Annotated in this window: 15 protein-coding genes; 7 read left to right on the forward strand and 8 right to left on the reverse strand. The window is 69.1% G+C overall.

All coding sequences use genetic code 11. The annotated features are described in order from the left end of the window. Positions 1-57 precede the first annotated feature (57 nt). A complete protein-coding gene (locus Ssi02_RS08465; RefSeq protein WP_204023065.1) occupies positions 58-309 on the forward strand; it encodes a hypothetical protein in 252 nt (83 codons plus the stop codon). Here Ssi02_RS08465 and Ssi02_RS08470 read toward each other — a convergent pair. From Ssi02_RS08470 to Ssi02_RS08480, 3 genes are all read right to left on the reverse strand, one after another. Next, on the reverse strand, positions 296-3709 hold the full coding sequence (locus Ssi02_RS08470; protein WP_239128717.1) for an ATP-binding protein: 3414 nt from the start codon (positions 3707-3709) through the stop codon (positions 296-298). The two genes, Ssi02_RS08465 and Ssi02_RS08470, sit on opposite strands and share 14 nt — an antisense overlap. A gap of 72 nt (positions 3710-3781) precedes the next feature. Beyond that, positions 3782-5077, reverse strand: a complete 1296-nt coding sequence (locus Ssi02_RS08475) for a lysylphosphatidylglycerol synthase domain-containing protein (RefSeq protein WP_204023076.1) — start codon at positions 5075-5077, stop codon at positions 3782-3784. 18 nt (positions 5078-5095) lie between these two features. Further along, complete coding sequence (locus tag Ssi02_RS08480; RefSeq protein ID WP_239128718.1) at positions 5096-5920, reverse strand: PIG-L deacetylase family protein; 825 nt, start codon at positions 5918-5920, stop codon at positions 5096-5098. Positions 5921-6097: 177 nt separating this feature from the next. On the opposite strand from Ssi02_RS08480, the gene Ssi02_RS08485 reads away from it, so the two are divergent. Further along, positions 6098-7216: a glycosyltransferase family 4 protein gene (locus Ssi02_RS08485; RefSeq protein ID WP_239128719.1), complete on the forward strand. Its 1119-nt coding sequence runs from the start codon at positions 6098-6100 to the stop codon at positions 7214-7216. 1 nt (position 7217) lies between these two features. On the opposite strand, the gene Ssi02_RS08490 is transcribed toward Ssi02_RS08485, so the two are convergent. The 4 genes from Ssi02_RS08490 to Ssi02_RS08505 form a co-directional block, all read right to left on the reverse strand. Then, positions 7218-8684 carry a DUF2079 domain-containing protein gene (locus Ssi02_RS08490; protein WP_239128720.1) on the reverse strand — a complete coding sequence of 489 codons (1467 nt, stop codon included), beginning with the start codon at positions 8682-8684 and terminating at the stop codon, positions 7218-7220. 93 nt (positions 8685-8777) lie between these two features. Further along, positions 8778-9248 (reverse strand): DUF8711 family protein, encoded by a 471-nt coding sequence (locus tag Ssi02_RS08495; RefSeq protein ID WP_204023080.1) that lies wholly within the window; start codon positions 9246-9248, stop codon positions 8778-8780. 95 nt (positions 9249-9343) lie between these two features. Further along, the gene (locus Ssi02_RS08500; protein WP_204023082.1) at positions 9344-10441 is read right to left on the reverse strand and encodes a M12 family metallopeptidase; all 1098 of its coding nucleotides are present in this window, start codon (positions 10439-10441) and stop codon (positions 9344-9346) included. A gap of 105 nt (positions 10442-10546) precedes the next feature. After that, a complete protein-coding gene (locus Ssi02_RS08505; RefSeq protein WP_204023084.1) occupies positions 10547-10840 on the reverse strand; it encodes a hypothetical protein in 294 nt (97 codons plus the stop codon). 278 nt (positions 10841-11118) lie between these two features. On the opposite strand from Ssi02_RS08505, the gene Ssi02_RS08510 reads away from it, so the two are divergent. Then, entirely contained in the window at positions 11119-12579 is a 1461-nt protein-coding gene (locus Ssi02_RS08510; RefSeq protein ID WP_204023093.1) for a helix-turn-helix domain-containing protein, read from the forward strand. After that, positions 12576-13475, forward strand: a complete 900-nt coding sequence (locus Ssi02_RS08515; RefSeq protein WP_204023095.1) for a phosphotransferase enzyme family protein — start codon at positions 12576-12578, stop codon at positions 13473-13475. Before Ssi02_RS08510 ends, Ssi02_RS08515 begins: the two co-directional genes overlap by 4 nt. A gap of 30 nt (positions 13476-13505) precedes the next feature. On the opposite strand, the gene Ssi02_RS08520 is transcribed toward Ssi02_RS08515, so the two are convergent. After that, on the reverse strand, positions 13506-14471 hold the full coding sequence (locus tag Ssi02_RS08520) for an aldo/keto reductase (protein WP_307825607.1): 966 nt from the start codon (positions 14469-14471) through the stop codon (positions 13506-13508). 287 nt (positions 14472-14758) lie between these two features. Here Ssi02_RS08520 and Ssi02_RS08525 point away from each other — a divergent pair, with 287 nt between their 5' ends. The 3 genes from Ssi02_RS08525 (at position 14759) to Ssi02_RS08535 (ending at position 19795) form a co-directional block, all read left to right on the forward strand. Next, entirely contained in the window at positions 14759-15412 is a 654-nt protein-coding gene (locus Ssi02_RS08525; protein WP_204023099.1) for a DUF998 domain-containing protein, read from the forward strand. Between the two features lie 184 nt (positions 15413-15596). Beyond that, positions 15597-16553, forward strand: coding sequence for a DUF1152 domain-containing protein (locus tag Ssi02_RS08530; protein WP_204023102.1), 957 nt, complete (start codon positions 15597-15599; stop codon positions 16551-16553). A 1445-nt stretch (positions 16554-17998) separates the two neighbouring features. Then, positions 17999-19795, forward strand: coding sequence for an ABC transporter ATP-binding protein (locus Ssi02_RS08535; RefSeq protein WP_204023105.1), 1797 nt, complete (start codon positions 17999-18001; stop codon positions 19793-19795). Positions 19796-20383: the final 588 nt, after the last annotated feature.

Below are 20383 nucleotides of genomic sequence, written 5' to 3' on the forward strand. Positions count from 1 at the left end.
AACCATAGATCAAGCCCAGGGGCGTAAACCTGAGGGGAATGAAAGGGGTAAACCTCAATGGATGTGCGAAGGAGGGTGGGACCGGCGGTCGTCAGAGGTACGGCGACCGCGGCCAAGCTCCTGATCGCCACTCTCGCGTTCACCGGCGTGTACGTCGGCGCCGCTGGAAACGGCACCGGGCCGCCGGCCGCCGGACCCAGCGTGCTCATGGTGACCTTGAGCTCGCACGTCTCGCCGATCGACGCCGATGGCGCCGCACCCGCCCCGGCCGTCGCATCGGCCACGGAGGAGCGGCTCACGACGAAGTGATGCCGGGCACGTTGCCGATCGCCCGCCGGGCGGCCTCGACCCAGCGCGGCACACCCACGCGTTCGGCCACCGCGAGCGCCTTGTCGTAGTGCGCCCGTGCGTCGCCCGCGCGGCCGAGCCGCAGCGCCAGATCGCCCAGCGTCAGCGCCACCGGCCACAGCGCGACCACCCCTGTGCCCGCGCCCGCGATGCGGTCGGAGAACGGCGTGAGCGTGTCATAGGCCTCCCGCATGCGGTCGAGGTCGCCCAGCAGCATGCCCGCGAGCGCCCGCCAGATCATGACCAGCTCGTAGAGGAAGTCCGGCCGCACCGGGGCGCGCGAGGCCGCGACCGCCGCCGCGTCGCGCGGGTGCCCGGCGGAGGCCAGCGCCAGCGCGTAGGCGTCGGTGGTCCACTTCGCCCCCCGCTGATGCGCCTCGGCCAGCGGCTCCACCATGTCGGCCGCCCTGCCGTCCACCAAGTGCAGGCAGAACGTCGTGATCAACGGGAGGTCCTGGCGGCCCTCCAGCATGCCCGCCCGCGCCGTCATCCGCGCCGCCTCGCGGTAGGCGACGCCGGCCCGCGGATAGTCACCCGCGATCATGTGCCGCTGCCCGGCGTACCACGCTCCGACCGCCATCGGGGCGGGCAGGCCGTACTTCCTGGCGAGCCGCTCGGCGGCGGCCACATGCGCGTCGGCGGCGGCGAAATCTCCTCTGGCCGCCGAACACTCCAGCAGCACCAGATGCGCCAGCGCCTGCACGGACACCTGACCCGACCGCTCGGCCACCTCAAGCAGCTCACGCCCGATGGCCTCGCGCTCGTCCACCGCGGGTATTCCGTATGACTGGCGCAGCCGCCCGCTCAGCGCCACCGCGAGCAGCGCCGGGTCGCCGCTCAGCCGGGCCAGCTCCTCGGCCTCCAGCGACGCCTGGTGGCCCCGGCCGCCGGCCGAGCCCTCCAGCTCAAGCGCGAGGGTCGCGAGCAGGCTGGCCCGCAGCGCCTGCTCGTCGGTCGGCAGCTCGACCAGTGCCTTCTCGGTGACATCGACGATCTCCCAGGCGGTGCGGGTGAAGTCGCGCGCCATGCCCTTGTGCGGCACCGCCAGCGAGGCCGCGACCCGGGCGGTCAACTCAAGATCGCCGAGGGGCAGCGCCGCGTCCATCGCCTCCCTGCGGTGCCTGCGCGCCGCGGCCATGTCGCCGCAAAGCGCCAGCGCCTTGATCAGGTGCAAGGTCAGCAGCAGCCGCTCCCGGGTGCGCTCACGTCCGTCGGCCCGCCCCGAGCGGTCGAACGCCGCGATGCCCCGCTGCCAGAGCGTCGCCGCCTCGCGATGCGCGAAGCGCCGCTCGGCCTGCTCGGCCGCGAGCCCCGCATAATGCACCGCCTTGGCCGCGGTCTCCGCGGTGCCCGCCGCGTCGTAGTGATGGGCCAGCGCCGCCACGTCGGCGGGCGTGCGCCGCTCCACCACCGCCGCCACCGCGGCGTGCAGCCGGGAACGGCGAAGCCTCGACGCGTCGGAGTAGATCGTGTCCCGCACCAGATCGTGGTCGAACCGCAGCGACCCGGGGCCGGGCTCGGTCACCAGGCCCGCCAGCAGGGCCGCCTCCACGGCCTCTACCACCGCGTCCTCGTTGCCCGCCACGTCGACCAGCACGTCCACGTCGACGTCGCGGCCGATCACCGCGGCCTGGAGCAGGATCTGCTGAGCCGCTGCGGGCAGCCGCGAGATGCGCCGCCGTAACACGTCGCGCACACCCGACGGCACCCCGAGCACGACCTGCTCGGGCGTCGCCCGGGTGGTCGCCGTCTCGGAGTCGAGCAGCCGCACGGTCTCGCGCACGAAGAACGGGTTGCCACCGGTGCGTTCGACTATGCCGAGCACCGCCTCCTCCGGCACCTCACGCACACAGGTCGCCCGCACGAGCTCGGCCACAGCGGCCGGATCGAGTCCCGACAGCCCCACCCGCACCGGCTCCAGCCTGGCCAGCGCGGCGAGCACCTCGGCCTGCCGGTCGTCCAGCTCGCTGTCCCGGCAGGTCACCACCAGCAGCACCCGGCTGGTGGCGAGCAGGCTGGGTAACGCGCGCAGCAGCGCCAGCGTCTGATCGTCGGCCCAGTGGAGATCCTCTAGCGTGATCAGCATGCGGGACTGCCTGGTTATGCCGTTCAGATAGCCGCCGACCGCCCTGTGCAGCCGGAAACCGCCCGTGACCTGGTCGTCATCGGGGTCGGGGGCGGCATCGTCGAGCAGCGGCGCCAGCAATTGACCGTATTCGCCCGGGCCTGCCGCCGTGACCAGTGTCCGCAGGATCTCGACCCACGCCCACCCCGGAGGGGTCGCACTGGAGTCGGGGCAGGCGCCCGACGTGGTGATCCACCCCTCCGTCGCCAGCCGGTCGGCCAGCCTGCGCACCAGGGTCGTCTTGCCCTCGCCGGCGTCGCCGCTGACGATCGCCGACGTGAAGCGCCCCGTGCGGGCCGCGGCGGCGAGCAGGTGCGACAACTCGGCGTCGCGGCCGACGAACGGCTCGGGCTCCAGCGGAGGCGGCTCGACCGCAGGCGCCGACGGGCGCGGCGGCCACGTGTCGGCCACCGCCGCCAGCGGCGAGGGGCGGCTGTGGCGCGCCGGGGTGGTGGTGAGCTCAAGGCCCGGGTCCTGGGACAGGATGTCCGACTCCAGCTTGCGCAGCGCGGGCCCCGGGTCGATGCCCAGTTCGTCGGCGAGCATCGCCCGTGCCCGCCGCAGCGCCGCCAGCGCGTCGCCCTGCCGCCCGCACCTGTAGAGGCCGAGCGCCAGCAGGCGCCAGCCCTCCTCGCGCAGCGGATGCTCGGTGGTCAGCGCCTCAAGGTCGGGCACGGTCTCCGCGGGCAGCCCCAGCCGCAGACCCGTGTCCGCGTGCCGCTCACGGGCCACCAGCCGCAGCTCCGTGAGCCGGTTGACCTCCGCCTCCGCCCACGGCTGGTCGGCGAAATCGGAGTACGGTGTGCCCTGCCACAGCCCGAGCGCCTTCTCGAGCCTCGTCCGCGCGGCCAGCGGGTCCTCAGACTCCAGATGCTCGCCCGCGGCCCGCACCATCGCCGCGAAACGCAGCGCGTCGACCTGGTCGGGCGCCACCCGCAGCGCATATCCCGACGCGACGGTCACCAGCAGCCGGTTGGGGCCTCCGCGTGGTCTGCCCGGCTCAAGCACACGGCGCAGACGCGAGATGTAGACCTGGAGGCCCGACTGCGCCCCCTTGGCCGTGTCGTCGGCCCACAGGTCGTAGAGGAGCGAGTCGACGGGGACCACCTGGCCTCGCGCCACCAGCAGCCGGGCGAGCACGGCCCGCTGGCGTAAGCCGCCGAGATCGAGCTCCCTCTCGCCCTCACAGGCCCCGACCGGCCCGAGAACTCGAAACGCCACCATGTCAGCCGCCACGCTATGTGGACCTTCGAATCACGCACAAGGTATTTGCCACTCTCGGGTCGGGGGGTCTTGCTCTCGATCGTGTCACGCGCGCGTGCGGGGCTGTCCCGAGCCGGTGTCCTTCCTGCCGGCTCGCGACGGGGTGCCGGCGGACGGGGCGCCCGGCGGCGAGGTGTTGGACGGCGGGGTATCGGGTGGCCGGCTGTCGGGTGACGGGGCATCGGGTGACAGGGCGTCGGACGGCGGTGTGCCGGGTGACGCGGGGTCGGATGGCGCGGTGTCGGATGGCGCGGTGTCAGATGGCGCGGCGTCGGATGGCAGGGACTCTCCTCGGGACGGCGAACCGGCGGCCGTGGCGCGGTCGCGCTTGCGGAGCAGAGCCCACGCGCCCAACGCCAGCCCGCCGAAGGGGATCTCGATAGTGTAGGTCCAGAACCCGAACAGCAGTGCTGCGGCTATCGCTCCCTCGGGCGCGGCCCCGAAGGCGATCAGCAGCGCGCTTGTGCCGGCCTCCATGATGCCGGTGCCGCTCGGGGTCACCACCGCGGTGGTGAGCACCCTCGACAGGGCGAAGACCGCGATCGACTGGGCGAGCCCCGGATAGACCCCCGCCGCGTGCAGGCAGCACACGAGGATCAGCCACTGGAGCCCCAGGAAGGCGATCATGCCGAGGGACAGGCCCGGCCAGCGCCGCCGTACGACGTCGGCGGTGTCGGCGCGCAGCCGCTCCAGCGCCGCCGACGCGGCGTTGGGCGACCGGCGCAGCCGCGCGGGCAGCAGCCTCATCAGCGCGTCGAGCCCCCGGCCGAGCAGCTCGGCGGCCCGTGTCCAGTAGAGCGCGACCGCCACGACCGCGACCAGCACCAGGATCGACACCGCGCCCACCCAGCCGGCCCGCGCCACCGCCGGGTTGGGGACCTCGCCCGCCGATAGCAGGGCGACGATGCCCACGGCCGGGAGGATGAACCTGAACAGGGTGTTCCACACCCCGCTGACCAGCATGGACACCACGACCGAGCGGATCTGGAAACCCCACCCCCTCGTCATGGCGACCGTCATGGCCATGCCCGCCGCCCCGCCGAACGGCAGCAGGTTGCTCACGGCGCTGCCCGCCGCGTTGAGCGTCAGCGCCTGCGCGTGGTTCAACCCGGGAAGGGAGGCCGTCAACACGAACGTGTAAGCGATCAGGCTGGCCAGCCAGACCGCCGCCATCAGCCCGATCATGCCGGGGGAGATGCCGGCGAACTCCGCGGCGATCTGCGACCACGACACGTCCCTGCCGGTGAGCAACTTCACAATCGACGGGAGGAACACCACCAAGATGGCCGCGAGGGCCAGGGATGCGACCGATAGGCCGATCTGAAGCCACCGGTTCTTCATCTGGTCTCCTCGTCCGGCTCAGCCGTGGCCGGTCGGCCAATGGTCGAATGGATGTGTCAGGCGGGTGCCCTCGGGGAGATCACGCCTTACATACCACTCCGTGCCGAAGATCAACCTGTAGAGCACAGCCGGCACCTTGAGCATGACCGCCAACGTTCGCGGCCCCTCCCCGCCGGCCGCCTGCGTCACATGGGCGGCCATGCTGGCCCGCTTCTGCCCGGCGAACCGCCGCACGTTGATCCGGTGGGTGATTGTCTCACCCGGGGAGTAGGCCCGCTCGAAGGTTCGGATGTCGAACTCCGGGGGGAATTTATAGAAACGGCTGGCCAGCCGCAAACCCTTGAGCAGCGGATCCCTGTTGACGGTGGCCTCCAGCAGCACCGGCGTGCCCGCGATCTCCGCTGCGCGGGCCCCCACCCTGTGCACCTGCACATGATCGGGATGCCCGTAGCCGCCCGCCGGATCGTAGATCGTCAGCAGGTCGGCCCCCTCGTCTGTGAGCACCTTCGCCAGCCGCTCCGCCGCCTCCTCCGAGTCGGCGTCGATGAACGCGTTGTCCGGTCGCTCCTCGGCCACCCCGCCGCTGCTGCTGAGCCCGGAATCCCCGTAACCCAGCAACACCACCCGAGCGCATCCGAGGGCCGCGGCCGACTTATACAACTCGGCCATGCGCGTCTTGCCGAGGTCCTCCCCGGGCTCCACGTCGGCGAGCCCCCGCTCACCGGCCGTCGCCACCACCAGCACCACACGATGGCCCTCGGCGGCCAACATCGCCATGGTGCCCGCGGTCAGCAGAGCCTCGTCGTCTGGATGGGCGTGGAAGAACACAGCGGTACGCGACACACATCCATTGTCGCGCCTGAACCCCTCCTCATGCCGCCTCACGCACGAGCTGGACGGTTGTGCCTCCAGTGTCCTTCCTCACCCTCGGCCTTCGGCCCCGGCGGAGCCGCCGATGAGCGCCGCTCCGGCCGCGGGGTGGATTTGGGGGGAGGGGATTTTCTCTGGGAGGCTGGCGGGGTGAGGATCCTCCATGTCAGTGACTGTTACCTGCCCCGGCTGGGCGGCATCGAGGTGCAGGTCGCGGATCTGGTCCGGATGCAGCGGGCGGCGGGACACGTGGCCGAGGTGGCCACGGCGACCGGTGGCGATCGGCTGACGGGGGTCTACAGGATTGTCTCGCGCATGCCGTTCGATCTGCCTGTGCATCCGTTCGGGGTGGGGCACCTGATGCGGCTGATGGCGGCGAGACGGCCCGAGGTGGTTCATGTCCACGCGGGAGCGGTGTCACCCTTCGCGTGGATGGGCGTGCGGGCGGCGGTGCGGGTGGGGTTGCCGGTGGTGGTGACGGTTCACAGCATGTGGGATCCGGTCACGCAGGGGCTTTACCGGGCGCTGCGGCTGGCGTTCGAGTGGCAGCGCTGGGGGCTGGTGGCGACCACGGTGAGTGAGGCGGCGGCGCGGCCGATCCGTTCCGTGGCGGGGCGGCGGGTGCCGGTGCGCGTGGTGGCCAACGGGCTGGACTTCACCGATTGGCGCCCCACCGAGGTCAATCCGCCCCGGGCGGGGGACGGCGTGCATGTCGTGGCGGTGGGGCGGCTGGCCCCGCGGAAACACCCGGTGCGGCTCTTGAAGCTGCTTGAGGTGGTGCGCCGGCGCCTTCCGGCCTCGGTGCCGCTGCGGGCCACGATCGTGGGCGACGGCCCGGCTCGGGGGTCGATGAGGCGGTTCCTGGAGTCACACGGCATGGCCGAGTGGGTGGGTCTTCCCGGCCGGCTGACCCGGGAGGAGATCCGCAAGGTGCTGGCGGAGGCCGACGTGTTCGTGGCCCCGGCACCGCGGGAGTCGTTCGGCATCGCGGCCCTTGAGGCGCGGTCGGCGGGGGTGCCGGTGGTGGCGCGGGCGGAAAGCGGGGTGGCCGACTTCATCCGGCCGGGCAAGGAGGGGCTGCTGGGCGGCAGCTCCGAGGAGCTGGCCGCGGCGGTGGTGCGTCTGGCCCGCGACGAGGACCTGCGCGGGCGGATCGCCGCGCACAACCGCACCACCGAGCCGGTGGAGTGCTCGTGGCCGGCGGTCCTTGAGGGCTTCGACCGGGCCTATGAGCAGGCCGTCGGCCTGGCCCCGCCCGGGCGGCCCTAGCTCAGCGGTTGAGGAGGATGAAGCCCTCGCGCTCGAAGACCTTGCGATAGCCGTTGCGGAGCAGGTCGTCGACGCGGGCGCGCTGTTCGTCGACGGAGCCGAACGGATATTCCCACCGGGCCACGTCGGCCACTACCCACGGTGAGTTGTAAGGCGTGTTGCCCCACATGAGCACGGTGGTGCGGTCGGTGACGGCGGGGCCGAGGGAGTTGACGGTCTCGACGACCACCCCGGAGGGGACCTTGCTCACGACCTCGGCGGCGGCGAAGACACGGGCGTCCTTGCTGTAGAAGTCGCTCCGCACGAGTTGCCCGAAGGCGAACTGCGGCAACAAGGTGATCGCGACGGCGCAGACGGCCGCGCCGTATCCGAACTTGAGCGCCCTGTCGTCCTGGAGTTTGAGCCATTTGAGCAGCCGGGCGGCCCCGTCGACCCCGGCGCAGAACAGAATCATCACCACGAAGGCGTTGTATTGATAGTCGGCGGCCCACCACAACACGCGGTCGGCCAGCATGCGCTCCAGGACGAGCGGCAGGGCCATCAGCACCATGGGGGAGAGGAAACAGAGCATCAAGGCCGGCCACGCGAGCAGGAACATCGTGTCGATCTTGGTCTCTTCGCTGAAGAGCACACTCAGTGTGTTGATCGGGTCGCTGAGCATGGCGGCCACGGTGGATCCCACCGACGGCCCGAAATGGGCATATGCCCAGAAGTCCTGAATATCCCCGCCGAAGAGCGGCATCAGCCAGCCCCGCAGCATGACCGCCCACCCGGCGCCGAGCAGGATGCACCCGAGCCCGATGAGGCGCCGGCCCAGCACGAACACGCAGGCCCCGGCCCCGATGACCAGCAGCCCCATGTCCTCCTTGACGAACAGCAGCCCGAACATCGCGAGCCCGGCCGGCAGCAGCCTGCCCGCGTGGAACCGCTCGATCATGATCGCGGTCAGGATGGGCACGAACATGACCTCGTGCGCGTCGAAGTTGACCGCCTGAGCCACCGGCCACGACAGGGCGTAGGCGATCGAGACGAGATAGGCCGGCCCGGTGCCGAGCACCCGCCGCGTGAACATCCACAGGAAGGGGATCGCGCCCGCGAAAAGCAGGGCCTGCCCGATGATCAGCGACGCCGGGCCGTCGTGGATCCAGTAGAGCGGCGCGAGCAACGCGTAGATCGGCGAGAAGTGGTCCGCCACCTGGAGGTAATCCATCCCCCGGCCGTGGACCATTCCCACCGTGGGGATGTACGGCGGAGCGAACTTCGCGTAAGCCCTGACGGCCTGGTCGACGATCACCAGGTCGAACGTGGTGGCCCGGAAGTTCGCGAGTTTGGTGAGCCCGAGCAGCGAGTAGACCGCGGTGGCCACCGCGGTCAGCATGCCCACCTCGACGGCGTGGGCCGGGAGCCGGAACCGCGCGGGGCGGTCTGGCTCGTCGGTCTCGGGGCGGGCCGTGGTCTCAGCGGTCACGGGCGACAGGGTAGAGGAGATTCCTCCCCCGGAGCGCTCGAACGACCAATCGGCCCGGCGGCCTTTTCAGGCCGCCGGGCCGTCAGGACCGGATCAGACGCACGCCTTGGTCAGGGCGGCACCGGCCTCCTGGGCCTTGGTGGTGACATCGGTCAGCTGGGTCATGGCCGCCTGGGGGTTGTTCATGTCGACCTTGAGCGAGGAGTAGATCTCCGCGAACTTGTTGAGTGCGCCGGCGAGCTCGCCGTCGGCCTTGGCGGCGAGGTCCTTGTACTGGCCGGACAACTTCTCGAAGGTCGTGTTGAGTGCGGTGGGGTCGGACATGAGCTTCTGCATGTCGCCCATGGAATCGGTGCCGATCCGCATGGCGTCACGGCAGATCTGCTTGGTGTCGCCGCCCCCACTGCCGGACGCGGGCTCGGCAGCCTTGTTCTCGACCGGGGCCTCAGCGGCCGGCTTGGCCGAGGTGTCCTCCCCGGAGCCGCCGCAGGCGGCCGTGAAGAGGACGAGGACGGACGCCGCGGCGAAGGTGAGGAGGCCACGGCGGTAGGACACGGGGAACATCAAAAGCCTTTCCTTGCTGACGGCAACATCCGGCACCCTAGGGGGACGCCCTTGCGGATCGCTTTCACGCCGCCAACAGCCTCACCTGGGATGATTCACCAGTACATGAGCGCTGCGCGGCCTGAATCCCAGGACGAGTAGAGCCGGACGCGGACCACATACGTGCGGTCCTTCACCAGTCTGACAGGAATCTGGGCGTTCCGGGGCTGGGCCGAGTCATCGTCACCCGCCACGAATCGCAGTTCCCCCTCGATTTCCTCGAACAACACGAGGACAACGTCGGAGGAGCCGAATGTCGAGATCTTGTACTCCCGGCTCTCCCCCGGGCGGAGCGTGAAGTCGACCTGCTCCCCGTCGCGGAGCTGGAAGGGGGCGGACTCAAATGGCCTGATCTCCGTGGCGTCGCCCGGGTCGAGCGGCGGATACCACTGCCGGACATACGCCGCGTCGGCCTCGGAGATCTTGAGGTTGGAGGCGATGCCGTCCCGGTAGCGCTCGGGGGAGATGATGAGACCGCGCCCGAAGCCGTAGTGCATGACCGACAGCGGGTCCCAGTCCGAGCCGATCACCTCGTTCCGGTCGAGCTTCCTGATGATGTTGTAGAAGGTCTGCTCCCTCGGCCAATTGTTGGGCGGTCCGCCGAACCACTCGTAGACGGCTTCCTCGTCCCACACGATGCCGGCGTTGGGGTTCTGGTGCTCGTGCGGCATGCCGAGGGTGTGGCCGATCTCATGGCGGACCGCGGCTCTGCCGTACGCGGTGGAGATGTCGGAGCCGAGGTTCATGGTGCGGGCGTTGACGCCCTGGCGCAGCACGTCGCGGCCGAGGTAGGACCACAGGCCGTCGCCGCGCATGAACCCGATCCGGATCTCCGCCTCCGACCGGGAGGTCACCTCGCGGAACTCGAGTCCGATGCCGAGGCTCTTCCACTCCTGGAACGCCTCCCGCACGATGTCCTGCTGCTCGGGGGTGCCCACCCACGAGACGAATTCGCTGCCGCCGGATTTCCTGACGAACGAGCCGTCGGCCGCCCCGTCGAAGAAGTAGTAGTGCAGGACGGTGCCGTTGGCCCACTGCTTGTGGTGTGCCAGGATCGCCGCGAGCCGGTCGTGATTGAGTTCCGCGGGGAAAGCGGGAGGCGGGACCGAGGGGAGAGCGCAGTAGGAGTACTCATGCTCTTGCGCGGTGGTCATAGTCCTCTCCTGGAGGATCAGGGGATTCTTTGACCACCTTGCGCCTTTGACCCCTATGCGGGCATGAGTAGCCCCTACCCAATTCCACCTATTCGAGGTAGAAAGTCAGCGCCTAACTACATGGAGGACACTGGCGATGCGCTCGGCGGCCGTGGTCACGTCCTCGGCCTGGCCGATGCGGCCGGCCCAGGACAGCCAGAACCACCACTCACCCTCGTCCTCGCAGGCGAGGACGTCCTCGGTGACCGACGGGGCCGCCGGGTTGACGACGTGGAGCTGAGGAAAGAGCCCGGTGCGCGATTTGAGCTCGACCTTGAAGGAGTGGGCCTCCAGTTGCATGGCGAGACGCTGAAGGTGATCCACGGCCTCCGCGGTCATCGCGTAACTCTGTGCCGTCATACTGATCACTCCTGGAGCGGAACGGTGAAGACGGTTGGGTGTCATCAGCAGACTGAGGTCTTCCGACGTGACGGGCAAACACCTTCCTGCCTCCGATTACGTGGACTCCGTTGGATACTCGCAGGTACTCCGTGGAATCCGCGCGGAAATGGGTAATGTTTCGCACCAGGACGTCCTCGCGGTGGTGCGCCGTCATTAACCTGTGAGAAAAGCGTTGCGGAGCAGCCGGAGAGAGCGGTGTTCCATAAGGGGGCGGGGGAGAACGCGGAGGGGCGTACATGGCCCGAGGAGAACACTCGCCCGCATGTGCGCGGCGATGGCGCGAACAAGCCGGACACCGGCAGTGGAGCCTATGGCAGACGGCCCAGGCGATCCACGGCTGCTGCTGCGTGAGCCTGCTGAAGGCCCATCGGCTGGCCCGAGGGTGGTCGGCGCGCAAAGCCGTGCAAGAGCTGGAAGACCTCTGCGAGCGCGACGAGCTCGGTTCGCCGAGGGCCAGCATCGACCTGCTCAACGCCTGGGAGAACAACCGGGCCAGACCTCGCCCGCAGACCATCGACCTATTGGCCCGCCTCTACCGGGCCAATGCCGTACGCCTCGGTCTCGCGGGCGACTACTGTGACGACAGCGGCGGCGCCAAGGTCATGGTCGTCTCCCGTCAGGACGGGCAGGAGGACCTGCCCTACCCGGTGACCCAATGGGAGCGCGAGGGGGACACCGAGCGGCGGGCACTGTTCCACCAGGCGTTGCTCGGCGGCGGCATGGTGCTCAACGGCCGCCTGCTGGTCGAGGTCGACAACACCCGCCAGGCCATCGACCGGGCGCTCGCCGGGTCGACGGTGTCGGAGGAGCAGCTCGATGGGCTGGACGAGCAGGTGCTTAACTACCGTCGGCAATACATCAAGAGCGCTCCCCTGCCCATGCTCTACCGGCTCATGCTGGAGATCTCCGACGTGCGGCGCATGACCGTCGTCCGCCAGCCCGCCGTCGCGCAGCGCCGGCTCCTCAACGCCACCACCATGCTCGCCCTCCTGTCGGCCGACGCGCTGATGAAGCTCGGCGACACCCGCCTCGCCCACGCGTGGTACGCCACCGCGCGCACAGCCTCCGACGACCTCGGCGACCTGCGGCTGCGCGCGCTGGTGCGGGCGCAGCACGCGATGTTGCCCTACCACTACGGCGACCTGGCCGAGACGCTGCGACTGGCCCGCGAGGCGCGCATGCTGGCGGGGAGCGCTCCAAGCTCACCCGCCGCCCTCGGCGCCGCGGCCGAGGCGCGGGCACTGGCCAAACTCGGCGACCACCGCGCCGCGCGGGTCGCTCTGGCAGAGGCCGAGCAGATCTTCGCAAGGATGCCGCGCAGCGGCCTCGACCACCTGGCCTTCGTCTTCTCCGAGCGCCGGCTGGAGTTCTACCGCACCGGCACCCTCATCGAACTGGGCGAGCTCACCTGCATCCCCGACCCCGAGGCACTCGGCCCCTACACCATCGATCCCGTGCTCATCTTGCTTGAGCAGGCCTCACACATATTCAGGGAGGGACATGCCGAGGAAGCATGCGGGCTGGCTCTTCAAGCGATGCTCCAGGTGCCACCCGAGCATCGCACGTCCATCGTGGTGACACGGGCGCGGGCGCTCCTTGGAGCACTGCCGGTCGAGCGGCGCCGCAGCGGGGCGGCCAGGAAATTGGCCGAAGTGCTCGCCGACACCGCCTCCCAACCCGCCCTGACCCGCCCATGAGAGGCAACCCGCTGGCTGAGCGGGCCTGGGTCACCCTTCGTGACATCTGCGACGACTACGGAATGCGCGCCGACGGGGCCGAACTGCTCCGGGTGCGCAGCAACGCGGTGTTCAAGCTCCGCAACCAGATCGTGGTGCGCATCGCGACCGCGCCCGACGCCCTGACCAGGCTGCCCGCGGTCCTGGCCGTGGCCCGCTGGCTCGGCGAGCGCGGTTTCCCCGCGGTGCGTCCCGCCGACGAGATCTCCAAACAACCGGTCGTGCACGAGGGGAGGGTCGTCACCTTCTGGCACTACGTCCCGGCCAGCGGGCGCCCGACCACCAACGAGCTCGGCAAGATCCTCCGCAGGCTGCACCGGCTGCCCGTGCCCCCCGTCAAGCTCAAGCGGTTTCGCGACCCGCTCGGCGAGGTCCGCGACGCGGTGCTGCGTTCGGAGGTGCTGCCCGCGCGCCGGCAGGTCTGGCTCACCGACCGCATCGACGAGCTCACCGAGCTCTGGACGGGCATGACCGGGGAGGAGCCTCCGGTGCTGCTCCACGGCGACGCCTGGATCGACAACCTGCTGCGCCGTTCGGACGGCCGCGTCGTGCTCTGCGACTGGGATGGCGTCGCCGTCGGACCGCGCCAGTGGGACTTGATCCACACCTATCACGGTCAGCGGAGGTTCGGCCTCACCCGAGGTGATGTCGATGCCTTCGCCGCCTCCTACGGCAGCGACCTGCGGGCATGGCCGGGCTACGGCACCCTGATGGAGGTGCGCGACATGTACGCCATCGGGATCCACATCCGCAACGCCGCGTCCGACCCCTTCTCATACCGCGAGTTGTCCCGCCGCCTCGACTCCCTCATCCGCGGCGACGGCCACGCCCGCTGGTATATGGCAGAACCGGCCTGACCGGCCCCGCCCCCTGCGCGGGCACCGGCCCTACTGCTCGATAGACGACATGTCCACATAACGCTGCCCCCACACCGCCCCGGCGGGTACGGCGGAAGCCAACGCGGCCAGTTGTTCCGTTGTCAGGGTGATGTGGGCCGCCGCGAGGTTCTCCTCCAGATAGCCCAGCCGCTTTGTGCCGGGGATGGGCACGATGTCGTTCCCCTGCGCCAGCAGCCACGCGAGTGAGAGTTGCGCGGGCGTGCAGCCGGCCTCGCCGGCGATCGCGCGCACCTCGTCGACGAGCGCCTGGTTGTGCGCGGCGTTCTCCGCGGAGAGCCGGGGGAGGTTGCGCCGGAAGTCGTCCTCGGCCAACGCGTCGGTGGCCGGGAGCGCGCCGCTCAAGATGCCCCGGCTGATCGGCGAATAGGCCACGATGCCCACACCGAGCTCCCTGGCGGCCGGGATGATCTCGGCTTCGAGCTCCCGGGTGAACAGCGAGTACTCGCTCTGCAGCGCCGCGATCGGGTGCACGCCCGCCGCCCGGCGCAACGTCCCCGCGCTCACCTCGGACAGGCCGAGGTGGCCCACCTTCCCGGCCTTCACCAGCTCCGACATCGCTCCCACGGTGTCCTCGATCGGCACGTCGGGGTCGCGGCGGTGCAGGTAGTAAAGGTCGATGTGGTCGACGCCGAGCCGCCGGAGAGAGTCGTCGCACGCCTGCCGTACATATTCCGGCCTGCCGTCGATGCCCCGGCTCCGCGGGTCGTCGCCGCGCACGATGCCGAACTTGGTGGCGAGCACCACCTCGTCGCGGCGGCCCGCGATCGCCCTGCCGACCAGCTCTTCGTTGGCGCCTTTGCCGTACATATCGGCTGTGTCGAGGAAACCGGCGCCGTGGTCGAGCGCGCGATGGATGACCGCGATCGACTCGCTCTCGCCGGCTGCGCCGTAGAACTCGGACATGCCCATGCAGCCGAGGCCGATGGCAGAGACCTGCGGTCCGGTTGCCCCCAAAGCCCGCTTCATCATGCTTAGCCCCAAATGTCGTGATCTCTGAATTAGTGTGGCACGGTGGCGCCTGCTGCCATGTCAGGCTGGTCCCAGCGCCACCTCCCTGAGGGCCTACCCTGAGGCAGGCTGCACCCCTAGAGCCTGATGTCTGCGCAGATGGGCGGGGTCGCGGGGGAGGATTCCCCTGGGTGCCGGCGGTAATCTCCCCCTCCCCCCCTCGGGGATCGATCAGGGCCGGTTAAGGATGATCTCCGATGCGCTAAACGGACATTTCTCGCGAGCCTTGACGCATGGCAAGAAGTACGGGAAGGGCGCTCACCACCGTCGGTTTCACTGCGATAGCCACCGGTGGCGTCGCGATGTTGACGCTTCACGCAGGCACCGATCTGAGCCCGCTGCACAACCTCATCAGTGAATACGCCTTCGAGGCGGAGGGGTGGCTCCTCGAAGCCTCACTCACACTCCTCGGCCTGGGTGCGGTGTTGTTCGGCCTCGTCGCCTTCCGCCGGGGCACCGACACCCCGGTCGCCCTTCTCGTCTCCCTGTGGGGCCTGTGTATGTTCCTCGTGGGATTGTTCCCCACGGACGCTCCCGGACTGCCGCTGTCGTTCTCCGGGGGAGTGCACAGATATGCCGCCCTCGTGGCGTTCCTCGCCATGCCCGTCGCCGGTTTGCTCATCGCCTACCGCTACCGCGATGCCCCCATGGCGAAGGGTGTGCGACGCCTGAGCGTGGCAGCCCTCGCGTGTCTGCTTCTCGTGGTCGTTCCGTACATCTTCAGGATGGTCGGCATCGAGGTGAGCAACGACGACATCCCCGCGGGCCTGACCCAGCGGCTCGTCGTGATCACCGAGGTCGGCGTGCTGGCCTTGACAGGCCTCTGGCTGCGAGCCGGCGGGACGGGCGTCAGGCCGGTCGAGTGCGCCGTCAGGGACGCGGCCTGACCGCGCGGCGTACGGCGACGCCGCCGAAGCCGAGCGAGGCGCCGAGCAGCAGGCCGGCTTCTGTCCCCTGGAACCGCCAGTGCGAAGAGCGCCTCCAGGTCCTCCTGATCGAGCCCCGCGCCCCGGTGGTGGTTGCCGGGCATTTCCGGGATCTTGTTGATCGAAGCGCGGTAGCGTCCCTGGGATGAGCCTCGACACGGTGCCGTTCTTCACCCGGCTGGCGGGGGTGCGGCGTGTGCTGATCGCGGGAGCGGGCGGCGGGCACGACGTCTATGCCGGGCTTCCCGTCGCGTTGACGCTGATGGAGCGGGGTGTGGCCGTGACCTTCGCCAACCTCACCTTCAGCCCGCTGACCGAGCCCGGCCTCGACTGGATGGCGCCGGGGCTGGCCAGAGTCCACCCCGATCTGGAGCCGGACGGGCCCTACTTCCCCGAGTTGCGCCTCTCGCGGTGGCTGCGGAGCAGAGATCGCGACGCCGAGGTCTACGCGCTGGAGAAGACCGGGGTGCGCCCGCTGACGAGGGCCTACCGGCAGCTCGTCGAGGCCCTCGGCGGTGTCGACGCCGTCGTGCTGGTCGACGGGGGCACGGACATCCTGATGCGGGGCGACGAGGCCGGCCTCGGCACCCCCGGGGAGGATCTGGCCAGTGTCGCCGCCGTCGCGGCCCTGCCCGAGGCGGTGATCAAGCTGGTGCTCAGCATCGGCTTCGGCGTGGACACCTATCACGGCGTCTGCCACGCCCACGTCCTGGAGAACCTCGCCGCCCTGTCCCGGGACGGCGGATATCTCGGGGCGTTCTCCGTGCCGGGGGACAGCCCCGAGGGCCTGGCCTTCCTCGACGCGGTGAACGACGCCGCGGCGGTCATCCCCGAGCGGGCCTCCATCCCGAGCGGCTCCATCGCCGCCGCGGTGCGGGGCGAGGCCGGACATGTGGCCACAGGGGCGCGGGAGCTTAAGGGCGAGGTGTTCGTCAATCCGCTTATGGCGCTTTATTTCGCGGTCGAGTTGGATGTGCTGGTGCGTCACTGTCTTTACATGGATCTTATCGGCCCGACGGAGACCGCATGGCAGGTGCACGCGGTCATCGAAGGGTTCAGGAAAACGATAAGCCTGCGCCCCCGCCGTGCACTGCCTTTTTGACAGGCCTCCCGCGGGGTAAGGAGGGGCGCAACTGGCTTACGATGTGCGGGCGTTCAACGATTGGGTGAACTTTTGCGGTTCACCGTTGCCCTGCCTTTGCTTATTAAAGCGCAATCAGGGGGATGTTTGTGGTGGCTTGAAGGATAAGGACTTCGGCGGCTGATATATCTGAAAAGGCTCGGCGGAAAAGCTGATCGAAGGAGGATAGGAATGTACTTCTCGCTGCCCTCCAACTTCTTCCCGGACCGCAGAAGAAAGAAGAAGAAGGGGAAGAAGCACTACAAGAAGCACTACAAGAAGCGCTGCCATTGACGCTCATGTCGCTGCAAGAATAGGGCCGTGAACGGTCGGTTCATCTTGCGGATGAGAGCCGGAGTCCTGCGCTTCGGCTCTCATCCGTTTTTATGTCCGGGCGCGCAGTGACTTGGGGGCTGTTCCACGCCCTGCCCGGCTCGTCGCCGACGGGTGGGGAGTGTGCACCTCTATATAGGGGGTCCGCCGGCCGGGGCGGCAGGCGTCGAGGGGACGTTCAGTGCTCGATCTCTCCTCTCGGTCTCGTGTTCGCATCGCGGCCCGCTTCGCGCCTTCGTGCCTGTTCGCCCACCTCCGGTGGGTGCTGCGATCCCCGGCCTGGACTGTACGGCGGAAGCCGCCGGAAGGTACACCGTACGTATCTAAGTGAAGTACACCGTACGTATCCCGGATAAGTACGGCGTACGTATCCGCTGACCAGCGGAAATGTCTCTGGGTTGGCCGTCGGCCAGATGTTCTGCAGGTCCGGCGATGCCGTACGGAATTCAACTTTGACGCCGCTTGGAGAGTGTGCCCGGCGCGGCAGAGATTCGGCTTTGTCCGGCCAGGCAGGGCTTTCGTAAAGATCGCAATAGACCCTGGGCCAACAAATAAGTTCGAGATAAAGGTTTGAGCTTGCCATTATTTTACCGATTAATCCATCTCTAGGGGACGTTGAAGTGGACTTGGGGGACGGTGTCGCAAATGGTGATATATCTGGACTGAGTCCGAAAAACGATCCTTTAGGGGGGGTCTCCATGATTGGTTCCGTGGTCAAGTGGCACGGATGGTGGGACGACGACGACTGGGACTTCGGTTGGGGATGGGGCGGCTGCGGCTGTCACCGCCGCCGCCACCACTGCGGCGGAGGCGGGTGGGGCTGGTAACAGCCACCCACGCCAGGATGAGAGCCCTGGCCCAGTCCGGCGGCTCTCACCCGGTCTGACCCACAGGTGAATATGCGACCCTCGCCGCGAGTCGCCGATGACCTGCGGCGAGGGCGCTCACACCGGCCTCGGCCCAGCGATCCCTGCGGCCCGCGGGCCGGTTGATAATGCCCGCGGGCGATTCCGGTCGCCTGCGGGTTACCGACGCATTTTTGCCGTGCGGTTTCGCGGTGTGCGCGAGACCCTGTGAAAGCGGAGCTGACTGCTATGCGTATTCCTCATGTCGCCCCGATTGTGTCGATCAGGCATGTGTTCCGTGCGTTCTGGCCGCATATGCAGGGCTATCGACGCTACCTGGTCATCGGAATATGCGTGGCCGTCTTCGCAGCCGGCTGCGAGGTGGTGGCCATTTGGCTGTTCGGCCGCATCACCGACGAGGTGCTGGCCAAACAGGACCTCGGCGCTTTCTGGGCTCCTGCCATACTCTGGCTCGGGCTCGCCGTAGTGGCGGGCATAGCCGCATTCATCGGCGGATGGCTCACGGCCCTCGCGGGGGAGCGGTTTCTGCTGAGATTGCGTGACCACGTCTACGACCACATGCAGAAACTGTCGCCCGACTACTTCGAGAATCGCCGGCTCGGCGACCTCATGGCACGGCTGACCGACGACATCGAGGCCATCGAGGAACTCGTGGCCTCCGGACTCGTGCGGCTCGTCACCGTGCTGATCAGCATCGTCTTCTTCGCCGGGGCGGCCTTCTACATCAGATGGGACCTCGCGCTCATCACCGTGCTGCTGGTCCCGTCGTTCCTGTTCGTCTCCAAGCTGTTCGCCTCACGCTTCAGAAGCGCGGCCGGCCGCGAACGTCTCAGCAACGGCAGCATGAACAGCGTGGTGGAGGAGAGCCTCTCCAACCAGGCACTCGTGCAGTCCTACAACCGCCAGCAGACCGAGGCGGTCCGCCTCCACAAGGTGGGACGCACCTGGATGACGGCCAAACTCTCCGAGGCCCGGCTCGCGGTCGGATATGGACCCGTCGTCCAGGTTCTGGAGACCATCTGCCTGCTCGTCATCATCGGCGTGGGCGCGTGGCAGATCGTCCAGGGCCGACTCACCATCGGCGGTCTGATCGCCTTCGCGGCCTACCTCGGCTACCTCTACCCGACGATCCAGAACCTCGGCCAGATCGCCCTCACCGTCTCCGAGGCAGGGGCGGGCGCGGACCGGGTCATCGAGGTCCTCAAGTCCAAGCCCAGCGTCGCCGACAAACCCGGCGCCATCGAGATCGGCAGAGGGCAGGGGCGCGTCGAGTTCGCCAACGTGTGCTTCACCTACGACGGGCGCGCCAACGCCACCCTCACCGACCTGTCCTTCGCCGTCGGACCGGGCGACGTGCTCGTGTGCACCGGCCCCAGCGGCTCCGGCAAGTCGACCATGGCCAAACTGCTGCTGCGGTTCTACGACCCAGCCGAGGGCTCGATCACGATCGACGGTCACGACCTGCGCGACCTCACCCTCAGATCACTGCGGGAGAACATCACCGTCCTGCACCAGGAAAGCCTGCTCTTCTCCGGCACCGTGCGCGAGAACATCGCCTACGGCCGCCCCGGCGCCACCCTGGAGGAGATCGTGGAGGCCGCGATCGTCGCCGACGCCCACGAGTTCATCGAGGAACTCCCACAGGGTTACGAGACCCCGATGGGCCAGCGAGGCCGCCTCGTCTCCGGCGGCCAGCGCCAGCGCGTCGCCATCGCCCGAGCCCTCCTCAGGGACGCGCCCATCCTCATCCTCGACGAACCCATGACCGGCCTCGACCCGGCCGGCGCCGCCCGCGTCATGACGCCCCTGCGGCGCCTCATGGACGGGCGCACGACCATACTCATCACCCACGACCTGCGACTCGTCCCGCATTCGACGCACACCATCGTCTTCGGCACCGCAGGGGAGGAGGTGCCCTTGTCCGTCAACGGCCACCACGAGCCCCTCCCCCTGGCCGACACCGCCTGCGGCTGCAAGGACCACCGCCGCCACCGCACCACCGTGGAGGCCCACCGCCTGGCGTGACGTTCGATCCGAGATCCGCGGGGGCGGGTGCCTATCGGGGCACCCGCCCCCACGGCCACGCCGGGGCGCCGTTGGACCATGCTCGCCTTCACGGCCAGGCTGGGGCGGTGTTGGACCATGCTCGCCTTCATGGGCCAGGCTGGGGCGGTGTTGGACCATGCTCGCCTTCATGGCGAGGCTGGGGCGGTGTTGGACCATGCTCGCCTTCACGCCCAGGCTGGGGCGGTGTTGGACCATGCTGCCTCCATGCTCGCCACGGCGACTGCGCTGGTCGACCGGACCGGTCGACCGCACCGGCTGACTGCGCTGGTCGACTGCAGCGGCTGACTGCACCGGCTGACTGCGCTGGTCGACTGCGCCGGCCGGCTGGCCGCGCCGGTCGGCCGAACTGCGCGACATCGCCCTGGCCGGCGTGCCGCTCCAGATCACCGGCTTCGGCAAGCCCTACCGCAACGGGGATCCTTGCTCTCGGCGACCTTGGGTTCCGCGTGGATCGAGGCCGGGCGCGCTCGGCCTGCTCGGTCGCCCGAACAGCGCCGGCAAGGCCGTGACCGTGCGCACTTGGAGGGTCCGCCGGTTCACATGGTG

This window comes from Sinosporangium siamense, from assembly GCF_016863435.1.
GTDB lineage: Bacteria > Actinomycetota > Actinomycetes > Streptosporangiales > Streptosporangiaceae > Sinosporangium > Sinosporangium siamense.

Coding starts and splice junctions, on each gene's coding strand:
- Ssi02_RS08465 (WP_204023065.1), top strand. CDS start 58: ATGGATGTGCGAAGGAGGGTGGGACCGGCGGTCGTCAGAGGTACGGCG.
- Ssi02_RS08475 (WP_204023076.1), bottom strand. CDS start 5,077: ATGAAGAACCGGTGGCTTCAGATCGGCCTATCGGTCGCATCCCTGGCC.
- Ssi02_RS08495 (WP_204023080.1), bottom strand. CDS start 9,248: ATGTTCCCCGTGTCCTACCGCCGTGGCCTCCTCACCTTCGCCGCGGCG.
- Ssi02_RS08500 (WP_204023082.1), bottom strand. CDS start 10,441: ATGACCACCGCGCAAGAGCATGAGTACTCCTACTGCGCTCTCCCCTCG.
- Ssi02_RS08505 (WP_204023084.1), bottom strand. CDS start 10,840: ATGACGGCACAGAGTTACGCGATGACCGCGGAGGCCGTGGATCACCTT.
- Ssi02_RS08510 (WP_204023093.1), top strand. CDS start 11,119: ATGGCCCGAGGAGAACACTCGCCCGCATGTGCGCGGCGATGGCGCGAA.
- Ssi02_RS08515 (WP_204023095.1), top strand. CDS start 12,576: ATGAGAGGCAACCCGCTGGCTGAGCGGGCCTGGGTCACCCTTCGTGAC.
- Ssi02_RS08525 (WP_204023099.1), top strand. CDS start 14,759: ATGGCAAGAAGTACGGGAAGGGCGCTCACCACCGTCGGTTTCACTGCG.
- Ssi02_RS08530 (WP_204023102.1), top strand. CDS start 15,597: ATGAGCCTCGACACGGTGCCGTTCTTCACCCGGCTGGCGGGGGTGCGG.
- Ssi02_RS08535 (WP_204023105.1), top strand. CDS start 17,999: ATGCGTATTCCTCATGTCGCCCCGATTGTGTCGATCAGGCATGTGTTC.